Below are 11,813 nucleotides of genomic sequence, written 5' to 3'. Positions count from 1 at the left end.
AAAAACTAATTAGGCTTTTGTTGCAACTCTTCTGCTTCTTTTTGGCTTAGCTTCTTCTACAACGATTTCGTCAGTAACGTCAGCTAAGATTCTACCACAATGCTCGCAAACGATAACTTTTTTGCGTTCACGAATATCTGCTTGTCTTTGAGGAGGAACAACGTTGAAACAACCACCACAAGCACCTCTATCGACAGGTACTACAGCCAGACCGTTTCTTGCGTTATCGCGAAGCTTAACGTAAGAAACCAAAAGTCTTTCTTCAATGTCCTTAGTTGCTTTTGTTCTTGCGTTCATCAGTTTCTGCTCGTCATCATGACTTTCTTTAGTCAAAGTTTCGAGTTCACCTTTTTTACTGCTCAAGTCTTTAGCTCTTTCGCCTAACTCTTCTTCAGTCTTGGCTATTTCACCATTCTTGATTTCGATTTTAGCGAAAGCTTCTTTAATTCTCTTTTCAGAAATTTGAATTTCTAAATTTTGAAGTTCAATCTCTTTAGTAATGGCATCATACTCACGGTTGTTACGCACGTTCATTTGTTGCTCATTATATTTTTTGATTAAGGCCTCAGAGTTTTTAATCTGAGTTTTATAATCAGCAATATTAGTCTCAAGTTCTCCAGCTTCAGACTTGAATTTGTCAATTCTTGTCTGATATCCAGCGATCTCGTCTTCTAAATCAGCTACTTCATCAGGTAGGGCACCTCTTACTTTTTTGATTTCATCCAATTCAGAATCAATTCTCTGAAGGTTAGTAAGGGCGTCAAGTTTTTGTGCTACAGTCTTTTCCATTCACGTTTTTTTAGAAGTACAGTACGGGATTCGTATTCACCTCTGTCAAATAGGTTGCAATATTAGCAAATTTTTCTGTCAATAATGAATGCAAAAGCTCTTTTGTAAACTTTTCGCTTTCATAGTGCCCAATGTCTGCAATCATGGTTTTCCCTTCACCGTCAAAGAACTCGTGATACTTGAAATCTCCGGTCACAAAAGCATCGGCATTTTGAGCCATGGCTGAAGCCAAAAGAAAGCTCCCCGCACCACCGCAAAGGGCCACAATTTTGATAGAATCCACATTTTTTGCTGTATAGCGGATTGAACTCAAGCCCATTGATTGTTTTAAGTGACTTAGAAATTCATGACTGGTCATCTCTTTTTTGAGTTGTCCGATCATTCCAGCGCCCACTTCTTGATTTTCATTTTCTAATTGACTGATGTAATAGGCTACTTCTTCATAAGGGTGGTTCTCTTTTAAGGCATGAATAACCTTCCTGCTCAAATGGCTAGGGTACATAATTTCTACCCGGTCTTCATTTACATGCTCTAGCTGACCTCTTTCACCAATTACCGGGTTAGCGTTTTCATTGGGCTTAAAGCTGCCTGTTCCATTTACTTTGAAACTACAGTGCGAGTAATTGCCAATTTCTCCCGCACCAATTGCGTGCAGGGCCTCAAGTACTATGTTGGTTTCTTCTTTGGGAATAAACACCACCAGTTTTTCTAACAACTGCTTTTTTGGGGCAAGAATTCGGGTGTTGACCAGTCCAATTTGATTGGCCATTTTTTGATTCACACCTAAATACACATTGTCCAAATTGGTATGAATGGCATAAATGCCAATGTCGTTTTTAATGGCTTTTATTATGGTTCGCTCCACATAGCTTTTGCCATTCAACTTTTTAAGGCCTTTAAAAACGATAGGGTGATGCGCAACAATGAGGTTGCACTTTTTATCGATCGCATCGTCAATAACTGACTCAATACAATCCAAACTCACCATTACTCCGCTTACCTCCCAATTCTTATCTCCAGTGATTAAGCCTGAATTGTCGTAAGACTCTTGATAAGCGGGGGGCGCAAGTTTTTCCAGTTCTTCAATGATCTCCTTGATTTTTACCATCTTTGTAACTTTTAAACTGCTAAGATAGAAACCTGAATAGAATGAAGCTCTTGCGATGGATATTATTTCCTGTTTCCGTGCTCTACGGTTGGTTGATGAGCTTTAGAAATCACCTATACAATATAGGTAAGAAGCCCCAAGTTGAATTTGATCGTACTATAATTTCCGTGGGTAACCTCTCGATGGGAGGAACAGGCAAAACTCCTATGGTGGAGTACTTAATTAGATTGCTTCAAACGGATTATCGGTTGGCGACATTAAGCAGGGGCTACGGAAGAAAAACCAGAGGCTATAGAATGGCATCGGAAACCGATACTGCCGAAACAATGGGAGACGAGCCGTATCAATATTATAGAAAATTCGGAACCAATATCTCCGTTTGCGTGGGGGAAGAGCGCGTTTTGGCCATTCCTTCTGCCATTATGGAGAAAGAAGAAATTGAAGTTTTTTTGTTGGATGATGCTTATCAGCACAGAAAAGTGGCACGCGATTTCAATATTCTCTTAAGTGATTTTAACCACCCTTTTTATGAAGACTATATTTTGCCTACCGGAGAGTTACGGGAAAGTAGAAAGGGGGCGAAAAGAGCTGACTGTGTGATCATTACCAAAAGCCCAGAAGCTATTGATGAGCAGGAGAGAAGAGAAATAAAGGCGAATATAAAGAGTTATTTAGGAGAAAAGCCAGTGTTCTTTAGTCATATTGAATATGATCAACCGCATCTTGTTTTTGAACATAATACACAGCAGTTGGCCTATAAAGGAGATGTCGTTGTACTTACCGGGATTGCCGACAATACTGTTTTTAAGTCTCAAATGGCATCAAAATACAATGTTCAAAAGGAATTTATTTTTGAAGACCACCATAACTTTACATTAAAGGATATGGATGACATTCAAGAATATATGATGCAACAACAAATAGGTTTGCCAATAGTAACCACAGAAAAAGACATGGTACGACTTTTGACACTTGCCGAGCATTCACTTTTTAAGAAGACTGCCGTATTCTATATTCCTATTCGCTTTGCTTTAGAGGAAGAAGAGAAGTTTACTAGTCGACTGTTTAAATTGCTGGAAGAAAAGAAAAACCTCAGTTGAATTGTTAATTTTGGGCGTGTTGAAGAGGGTATTATTTATTTCGTTTTTTTTAGTGTTGGGTTTTGTGGCCTTTTCTCAGGGCAATACCACGTTTAGTGCCAATAGAGATTCTATTAAAAGTCAGAGAGAGAACCGACTTTTAAAGGATACGGTAAAGAGTGTATATGGACCATTAACTACCCGCTATACTTACGAGAACAATTTTAAGTTCAACAACCTCATTTTCAATTATCCAGACACAATTCCTGATAACCTTCATCGCTATACAGACATTGAAAAGAACGGTAACTTGGGTCAGAACTTGGGGAACTTAGGTACTGCCTATAGAAACCTCTACTATGAGCCCTCGATGACCATCGGAAGGAGATCGGGCTATAATGCTTATGATGAGTTTTATGTGGGGCCAGAGGATATTAAATATTTTGATACAAAATCTCCGTTCACCGAAATCAATGTGGTTTATGGTGGTGGACGAAGGGGGGGGACCGATATCGTTTTTGCCTTGAACGATAGTGTTTATTTGAATTTAGGCTTCCAGTATAAAAGCGTCAGGGCAGAAAAACAGGTGTCATTTTTAAGTACTGGCGACTTTCAGTCGAAAGGCACTAATTATAACTTCTTTGGATTTATTCGCCCCAAGAAACTACCTCGTTACTTGGCTTTGTTCAATGTAACTCAAATGAAATTTAGCGTGGATGAGCAGGGAGGGATTCTTGACCCTGCTATCGATCCAGCCAATGATGACCCAAAAGTAAAGGCTACTTATTTTAAATATAAAGACGCAAATGTAGTACTCGATGATGCAGAAAGCTACGATAAGCGTGGTGGAGTGCATATTTTTCAACAATATAATTTAGATTCAGTATTTCAGGTGTATCACTCTGGTACCTTCTATAATCAAGTGGTGAGGTACACCGATGTGTATAATTTGGCCGGTTCGGACTCGCTAGTTTATAAATCTGTGGGACGTAATTTGGTAAAAGATTCTATCATGGATAGAACATCTTACAATGAGCTTTCAAATGAATTTGGAGTCAAAGGTTATACCAAAAGCTTCTCATATACCGTTTTTTATCGCTCCCGCTATTTGAAATATGACAATAGAATTTTGGGTGGAGAAGGAGCTGAACTGGAAAGTTATTTGGGGGGAACACTAAGACAGAAAATAACGCCTAAAGTTTTCTTGAAGGCTTCTGGCGAGTATTTAATTGGGGGTGGTTTTTTTGTGGAAGGTGACTTTACAAGTAGTTTCTTCGATGCGAGAGTGTCTAAAGTCTCTAGCCAGCCTTCTTACCTTTCTGAGCTGTATGCTGGTCAACAAGGGTATTGGATTAACGGTTTTAAGAATGAGCAATCTGAGAATTTATATGGTGAGGTGAAAATTAACAGCTCGGGTTTGAGTTTTAGGCCATTAATCAGGTTCAATAGAATTGCCAATTACCTTTATTATGATCAAGACAAGCGCCCAAATCAGGCGGGTAGTGATATTGTCATTTTAGCGCCAGGATTCCATTTTGATTTCAATTTGTCACCAAAATGGAAGTGGTCGAGTAGCTTTTATTATAATACAGTTTCTGGAGGTTCTTCAAACCTTTATCGTTTACCAGATATCTTGGCAAATGGCCAACTGGCATATAAAAATGTGATTTTTGACGGTAAAATGATCGTCCATACTGGAATAGATTTGCATTATCGTTCAGCATATTATGCCAATGCTTACAATCCAATTGTTCAGCAATATCATTTACAAGACGACTTTGAGAATAATGCTTTTATTAAGGCCGATTTATTCTTGAATTTCAAAGTAGAGAACTTTCACTTTTTCGTTAAATCAGGGCATTTCAATGAAGGCATTACTGCTGAAGGTTATTTCTTAACCCCTTATTATACTGGCGTAAAACGTACTTTAGACTTAGGCGTACGTTGGTCTTTCTACAATTAGTAGATTTTCGAAGCCTTTTATTCAGAGAAGTTATATAGCAGGCGGCACATCTAAGTATTGTACGGCAAGAATGTTACCGCGAACACTCCTTTTTGTGGAAGGAGGTTTGTGGGGGTATCTTTATTCAAGGTGGCTTTAAACGAAAAAATCATTCTGAAAACCTCATCAATTTAGTTGATAAAGCATTCCAGAATGACTTTCTGCAATTGGGTAGAAATCAGATCTTAGTTGCCTGTGCTGAATAACTTGAAGTTAACCCCAAGGTTCAATACGTGTTTGAACTGAATTTCTCTAGAAACGTTTCCGTCCTCACCTTTGATTAGAATGTCGTCATCGTAAATCAACTGCGTTCCAAAGGTAGCATTGAACCAGCTGTTGACTTTCATTACTAACAATGTTTCCCAGTTTGTATCCACATTTCCAAAACTGTTATATGCAGTAAAGAAGTTAAGGTTAGACTGGAAAGAAATGTTTTCCATCAATTTTAAATTCAAGGTGGTCAAGACGTTAGTACCGAACTCAGCCCTTACCTTATCACCTGGATCAACACCATAAGCACCAGCAGCCGAAAGCTCATCGTCCATTACGAAAGTGAATTTACCTGCAGCAGGAGCAAAAGAAACGGTAAAAACATCACCACTACTGTATTCCATACCTAAGTTTACTGAAAGGTAGCCTGGCGCCATGAAATTGGAAATTTTCTCGGTAATTAGCTCTCCTGGATTTAAAGGATCAGCCACGTAATTGTTACCTTCTAACAATTGAGTTCTTAAAATGCTAGATACGCTGTAACCAAATTTCTCATTGATTTTTCTCTTGTACTGGCTTAGAAGAATGATGGCATCATCAGTTTTTCTAAAATCTCTGTCGCCTAATTTGGCACCACCAAGAGCAAAGTCAACCTGATTTTTCCAAGTAGAATGCGTTGCTTTCCTGACTGCGGCTGCATTGAAAATTGTACCTAAAGAAACAGAGCTTTCACCCCCTCCGGCCCAATTAGATAAGCCTACGTTTGCGAACGTAAAACCTAAGGAGCCTTTTCTTTCCCATTTCACGGAGTCAGCCGTTTGCGACTGAGCAGCGTACGATACCAACAGGGTAAGGCAAATGAGTAATGTTTTCTTCATGATGTAGATGTTTGAAAATTGATTTAATCAAATTGACTTTATGTAATATCTTGCAATTTAGTATGTTCGGTAAAGATTAAGTGTATGATTCTTCTATTTTTTTAATATGTGAGCTGACGGTTTAACTTTGAATCATAAATAACGAAATGAGCAATCACCCCACAGGGCTATAGTTACCAGCAGATTCACGTTGGGTAAACATCGCTCAGATGAATATTGAGGAAGTCTTAGTAGATCAATAGTTTATCTAAAGTCTTCAGATTGCTTAAGTCTTTCTTTTCTTTTTCTTAGCTGCTGGGAATAGTATGTTATTCAGAATCAATCGGTAACCCGGAGAGTTAGGGTAGAGGTTTAAATCAGTTGGTTCTTCACCTACCCTGTGCTGGTAGTCTTCAGGGTCGTGGCCCCCATAAAAAGTCCAGAAACCATTTCCGAAAACGCCATGGATGTATTTGGCTTCTTCAGCGGCATCGTTTTGCCCCATGGTAACCACATCTGGTTTGATTACTCTGGTTTTAAATGCAGTGGTTTGGCCATAAAAGCCCTTAATTAAACGGGTGTGATTTTGGGTTAGCATTGTTGGAATAGGATCCCATTTGGCAGAAAACTCAAAGAGTTTAAAGAAATCGTTTCCTTCATTTAGGGATCTTGAACGCCTAGCATCGGTATTGTCTATATCTGAGAACTCATATTCCAATGGGTCTTTTTTTAGTTTGAAGTCTTCAAAAGCCAAAGTTTGTGAAAAATCAAATTTAGACTCGGCAGCAGGGTTAGCTGGGTCGCCATCATACATGGCTTCGATAAAATCAACTCCATTGGCTGCTAATGCAATATCAAATGAATCCGTTGCAGAGCACATGGCAAAAAGAAAGCCACCTCCCGCTACGAAAGTTCTAATTTTTTGAGCAATGGCTAGCTTTAACTGTGACACTTTCGCGAACCCGTGTTTTCTGGCAGAAGCTTCATAATCTCTTTGCTGTTGCTGGTACCAACTGTAGGGAGAGTAACTAGCATAGAACTTACCATATTGTCCTGTGAAATCCTCATGATGCAAATGCAGCCAGTCATATTTTGTTAGTTCATCAGCCATTAATTCATCATCGTAAATAATATCATAAGGAATTTCAGCGTAAGTCAAGGCTAATGTTACGGCATCATCCCAGGGCATTTTAGTTTTCGGAGTGTAAACAGCAATTTTTGGTACCTTCTCCAATTTCATCATGTCCATGTTTGAAGAAGGGGATGCAATCTGACTTTCATATTGAGCGGCTGTCGCATCCGAGATCACTTCATAGCTTACACCACGGATGACTAATTCCTTCTCTATGTTCGCTGAGGAGGGTAATAAAAAACTTCCTCCTCTAAAATTTAACATCCAGTCGATTGATACGTCTTTACTGAGAACCCAGTAAGCAATGCCGTAGGCTTTTAGGTGATTTGATTGTGAAAGATCCATTGGGATCAATATTTTGGATGCGTAGCCAGAAAGGCTGAACGTAGCCAAAATCAAAAAAATCAAAAGTCTTCTCATAGTGAACTGGATTATAAACCGTTTAACAGAACGATCGTTGAATTTATAAATTTGTTGGCAATATCTGACCAATGGTTGACTAAATTCGTAACAATCAAAAACTCATTTTATCTCAATGAATTTCAGAGAAAACGTCAGGGAAGGAATAAAGTCGATTAAATCGAACACCCTTAGAACCATTTTAACAGGTCTAATCATCGCCATTGGTATCACCTCATTGGTGGGAATGCTTACCGCTGTAGACGGTATTCAAAGTGAAATAGAAGCCAGTATGTCAGGTTTAGGGGCCAATAGCTTCGATGTGGCAAGCCGTTCTTCTGGAAGAAGAAACATGAACGGAGTTAGGGAAAAGTCTTATGCGCCAATTAAATTCGATGAGGCTGTTCGTTTTAAAGATGATTTTAATTTCCCTTCTACTGTAACTATTTATACAAGAGCTTCTGGTTCGGCAGAGATTAAATATGAGGAGAAAAAAACCAGTCCTAATACGAGTATTACTGGTGGAGACGAAAACTACTTTTCTATCAAGGATGTAAAAATAGAGCGAGGAAGAAATTTCTCTGCTTTAGAAATTGAATTTGGAAATTACGTTTGTATTCTAGGTACTGAAATAGTTAAATCACTCTTTGATAAAAATGAAGACCCTTTAAATAAGACCGTTAAATTTTACGGTAATAACTACCGTGTAATAGGTGTTTTAGAAGAAAAAGGGGGGTTCGGTGGCGATACTGAAGAAGATAGAAATATTATCATACCACTTTTGAATGCAAAAAGGCTGGATAGAAGTGGTAGAATGCGTTACAATATCACCGTAATGATTCAAGACCCAGAGCAAATTGATTATGCAATGGGGGAAGCTACGGGCTATATGCGCAAGATTAGAGGTAATAAATTAGGTGAGGAGGATTCTTTTGAAGTTTTGAGGTCAGATTCTGCTACTGAAGCTTTGGATGATATGACCAATGGGTTACGAATTGGTGGTTTGGTGGTAGGGGCAGTTACTCTTTTGGGAGCAGCTGTAGGACTTATGAATATTATGATGGTATCGGTAACTGAAAGAACTAGAGAAATTGGAATTAGAAAAGCCTTGGGTGCTACACCTAACAGGATACGTCAACAATTTTTAATAGAAGCCATTGTAATCTGTCAGATGGGAGGTATTGCTGGAGCCTTGATGGGGATTGGAGTAGGGAACATACTCGCTACCGCCCTAGGAGGAGCCTTCATAATACCTTGGCTATGGATCACTGTGGGCTTAGTCGTTTGTGTATTCGTTGGTTTAGCGTCTGGTGTAATTCCAGCGAATAAAGCATCTAAGTTAAACCCAATAGATGCATTAAGATTTGAATAAGCGGTTTATGCCGCTGACGAAAGCGCCTCGATTTATCGGGGCTTTTTTTATATTGAAGTAAAATTAGAAACTATGAATTTTGCTGAACCATCTCACAAGAAAATCTTAGGCATCCTTTTCATTGCCTTTAGTGCCCTCGGACTATTGGGCTTAGTATTCTATGATTTCTTTATGGATTTTATATTGAATATGGCCGCACTGGATAATGATCCAATTCCAATCGAAGCAATGTGGATATTTGATTTTATTGATTCCATACTATGGGCAATCGCCATCCTTTTCCTTATTCCTAAAATCGTAATAGGCTTTGGCTTAGTAAATGGACGTAAGTGGGCCATGATGCCAGCACTTGTTTATGGAATCATCGGGCTAATCAATTTTCCCTTTGGAACACTAGTAGGAGTGTACAGCATTATAATCTACACTGCTAAACCTAGTGAGGAGGAAGACTTCGAAAGAAGAGCTAACTAATTACTGTCGGGGAACGAAAACCACTTTCTTGGTTTCGAAGAATTCTGGTTCGAAGAATTTCTCAAGGTTGTGAACGCGCACTTTAACTAATTTAGATTCTTTGATTTCGGTAGTCAAATCTCCTCCTTTTAAATAAAGTAGACCGCTTTTATAAGCTACTTCTGTAGTAGGCTTAAACTTGTGTTTTACCCACGGATAAAACTCTTTGAGTTGAGCCACCGCACGGCTTACTACAAAATCATACTTTCTATCCTTAATGGCTTCAGCACGTATTTGTTCGGCAACTACATTTTTAAGGCCTAACGCCTCACAAATATTTTTCACCACCACTATTTTCTTTCCGGTGGAGTCCACCAAATGAAAATTGGATTCTGGAAACATAATGGCCAATGGAATTCCAGGAAAACCGCCTCCAGTTCCAACATCTAGAATGTCTGTATTTTCAGGAAACTTAAAAACCTTGGCTATACCTAAAGAATGTAATACGTGACGCTCGTAAAGGTTCTCAATGTCCTTTCTAGAAACCACATTTACCTTTTCATTCCATTCCGTATACAAAGGTTTTAACTGAGCAAATTGAGCAATTTGCTTTTCTGAAAGGGCAGGGAAATGTTTTTTGATTAACTCCATTTGAGTGCGAATTAACAAAAAAGAATTAGATGTGTTCCTTTTTACCTTTCACAAGGTCATACATTAATTCACGAGCTCGGTGCAATTGTGCCTTAACAGTGCCGAGAGGCGCATTTAATTCTTTTGCAATTTCGTCATAACTTAGTTCATCAAAGTAACGAAGCTTCACCAATCGCTGATATTTGGCGGGGAGTTTAGTGACAAAGAGCTGAACTAATTCAATCTTTTGAGCTTTAATAGCTTCTTCTTGTGGGTTCAAGTTTCTGTCTTGAACATCGATATTGACTGACTCGCCATTGTCATCACTATATGAAGTATTCAGACTCATGGTGTCGAGCCTTTTCTTACGGATAAAGTCAATTGTATTGTTGGTGGCAATTCTGAACAGCCATGTACTGAAAGTGAAGTCCTTTTTGAATTTATGAAGGTTTTTAAAAGCTTTTGCAAAAGCCTCGATTGTTAAATCCTCGGCATCATCCACATTCCGAATCATTTTCAAAATCATGTGATAAACAGGTTTACGATAGCGTTGTAATAACTCCGCAAAGGCCTGTTGATCATGATTCTCAACTGCCAGGTCTATTAATTTAAAATCTTTGAGTGCTTTGTCAGAAAACTGCTTACCTAACTCCATTTAACCTTTTTTGCTAATAGCGCCACTAATCCCACCATTGGGTAATACAAATTTAAACACAGATCGAGGAATGGAAGTGCCCAGTAGGCCATGTTCATTTTCAGCTTGCGACCTGAAAGGGTAAAGATAACATAAAATGACAAGCTCTTGATACCGATAATCATCAAAGTGAGTTCAATATTAAAGCCCGCTAAAATTGCCCAAAACAGCATTATCCAACCTATCAGCGAACTTAACGCAAAAAGACCCAATCTCGTTTGATCTTTTTTATGATAGTTTTTTCCAACAGACAAATGCCTGACTTTTTGAGTAAAATATTCGCTCCATGTCGCCTTTGGAATGGAGGTGACATGCGCATCGGGGTGAATGCAGATTTCAGTATTTGTAGCATTGGCGTGCGCATTGACAAACAGATCGTCATCGCCTCCGGTTTGAGATTCAAAACCTTGAAATGAGTGCGCTAAAAAAACCGACTTACGATAGGCTAAATTTCTGCCAACGCCCATGTAAGGCTGTCTTTTAATCGCGAATGAAAGGTATTGTATGGCGGTGAGTAAAGTTTCGAATTGAATCATCTGATTCAGAAAACCCTTTTTGTTTTCGTAGGGAGAAAAACCCAACACAAAGTCTGTTTCCTTTTTAAAACGGCCAGCCATTTTGCTAACCCATTGATTAGAGTTAGGAATACAATCGGCATCAGTGAGTAAGATAATCTCATGCTGAGCGGCTTCAATACCTAATTGCAAAGCATTCTTTTTACCGTTCCAACCTTTTGGTAAGTTATGAACATGAATAACATTAAGTTTTTGATTGTCTTCCTTGAGCGAATTGAGCAAAGCTTCTGAACCATCAGATGATCGGTCATTGACAATGATAATCTCAAAGAATGAATAGTCTTGGCTCATCAACTTGGTAATTAACGAGGGTAGGAGCCTCACTTCATTTCTAGCGGCAATGACTATGGAAACGGGCAATTGTGTTGTACTTTTATTATCCGAAATCAGATGATTGGGTAGCCGACTAAAATACCCCCAGTGATAGTACAGTTGAATAGCTGAAAACAGAATAAATACGGACCAAAAGATAATTTCTAAACTCACAGGAAATGAAATGATGCCTGAATGAAATAA

At 38.7% G+C, this 11,813-nt stretch carries 11 protein-coding genes; 4 read left to right on the top strand and 7 right to left on the bottom strand.

Features of this window, described 5'->3' with window-relative positions; translation table 11 throughout:
* Positions 1–9: 9 nt before the first annotated feature.
* Complete coding sequence (locus AWN68_RS15605) at positions 10–789, bottom strand: zinc ribbon domain-containing protein (protein WP_068417712.1); 780 nt, start codon at positions 787–789, stop codon at positions 10–12.
* Positions 790–799: 10 nt separating this feature from the next.
* Positions 800–1,897, bottom strand: coding sequence for a Nif3-like dinuclear metal center hexameric protein (locus tag AWN68_RS15600; RefSeq protein ID WP_068417709.1), 1,098 nt, complete (start codon positions 1,895–1,897; stop codon positions 800–802).
* Between the two features lie 41 nt (positions 1,898–1,938).
* On the opposite strand from AWN68_RS15600, the gene lpxK reads away from it, so the two are divergent.
* Positions 1,939–2,997 carry a tetraacyldisaccharide 4'-kinase gene (gene lpxK / locus AWN68_RS15595; protein WP_084362890.1) on the top strand — a complete coding sequence of 353 codons (1,059 nt, stop codon included), beginning with the start codon at positions 1,939–1,941 and terminating at the stop codon, positions 2,995–2,997.
* A 19-nt stretch (positions 2,998–3,016) separates the two neighbouring features.
* Complete coding sequence (locus AWN68_RS15590) at positions 3,017–4,939, top strand: putative porin (RefSeq protein WP_157716268.1); 1,923 nt, start codon at positions 3,017–3,019, stop codon at positions 4,937–4,939.
* Between the two features lie 224 nt (positions 4,940–5,163).
* Here AWN68_RS15590 and AWN68_RS15585 read toward each other — a convergent pair whose 3' ends face one another.
* Positions 5,164–6,066 carry a DUF3078 domain-containing protein gene (locus tag AWN68_RS15585; RefSeq protein ID WP_068417697.1) on the bottom strand — a complete coding sequence of 301 codons (903 nt, stop codon included), beginning with the start codon at positions 6,064–6,066 and terminating at the stop codon, positions 5,164–5,166.
* Between the two features lie 265 nt (positions 6,067–6,331).
* Positions 6,332–7,597 carry an asparagine synthetase B gene (locus AWN68_RS15580; protein WP_068417694.1) on the bottom strand — a complete coding sequence of 422 codons (1,266 nt, stop codon included), beginning with the start codon at positions 7,595–7,597 and terminating at the stop codon, positions 6,332–6,334.
* A gap of 115 nt (positions 7,598–7,712) precedes the next feature.
* Between AWN68_RS15580 and AWN68_RS15575 the strand changes: the two genes are divergently transcribed.
* Positions 7,713–8,948 carry an ABC transporter permease gene (locus AWN68_RS15575; protein WP_068417691.1) on the top strand — a complete coding sequence of 412 codons (1,236 nt, stop codon included), beginning with the start codon at positions 7,713–7,715 and terminating at the stop codon, positions 8,946–8,948.
* Positions 8,949–9,020: 72 nt separating this feature from the next.
* Positions 9,021–9,419: a hypothetical protein gene (locus tag AWN68_RS15570; protein WP_068417688.1), complete on the top strand. Its 399-nt coding sequence runs from the start codon at positions 9,021–9,023 to the stop codon at positions 9,417–9,419.
* On the opposite strand, the gene rsmG is transcribed toward AWN68_RS15570, so the two are convergent.
* Genes rsmG through AWN68_RS15555 form a run of 3 tightly spaced genes read right to left on the bottom strand, consistent with a single transcriptional unit; the run spans position 9,420 to position 11,783 of the window.
* Entirely contained in the window at positions 9,420–10,049 is a 630-nt protein-coding gene (rsmG, locus tag AWN68_RS15565) for a 16S rRNA (guanine(527)-N(7))-methyltransferase RsmG (RefSeq protein WP_068417685.1), read from the bottom strand.
* Positions 10,050–10,074: 25 nt separating this feature from the next.
* Positions 10,075–10,683 (bottom strand): RNA polymerase sigma factor, encoded by a 609-nt coding sequence (locus tag AWN68_RS15560; RefSeq protein ID WP_068417682.1) that lies wholly within the window; start codon positions 10,681–10,683, stop codon positions 10,075–10,077.
* Positions 10,674–11,783 carry a glycosyltransferase gene (locus AWN68_RS15555; protein ID WP_157716266.1) on the bottom strand — a complete coding sequence of 370 codons (1,110 nt, stop codon included), beginning with the start codon at positions 11,781–11,783 and terminating at the stop codon, positions 10,674–10,676. Before AWN68_RS15555 ends, AWN68_RS15560 begins: the two co-directional genes overlap by 10 nt.
* Between the last annotated feature and the right edge of the window lie 30 nt (positions 11,784–11,813).

Source organism: Roseivirga echinicomitans, assembly GCF_001592935.1.
GTDB classification, from domain to species: Bacteria; Bacteroidota; Bacteroidia; order Cytophagales; family Cyclobacteriaceae; genus Roseivirga; species Roseivirga echinicomitans.
The sequence above is the reverse complement of the archived record's forward strand: the minus strand, read 5'-3'. Positions and strand labels throughout refer to the sequence as shown.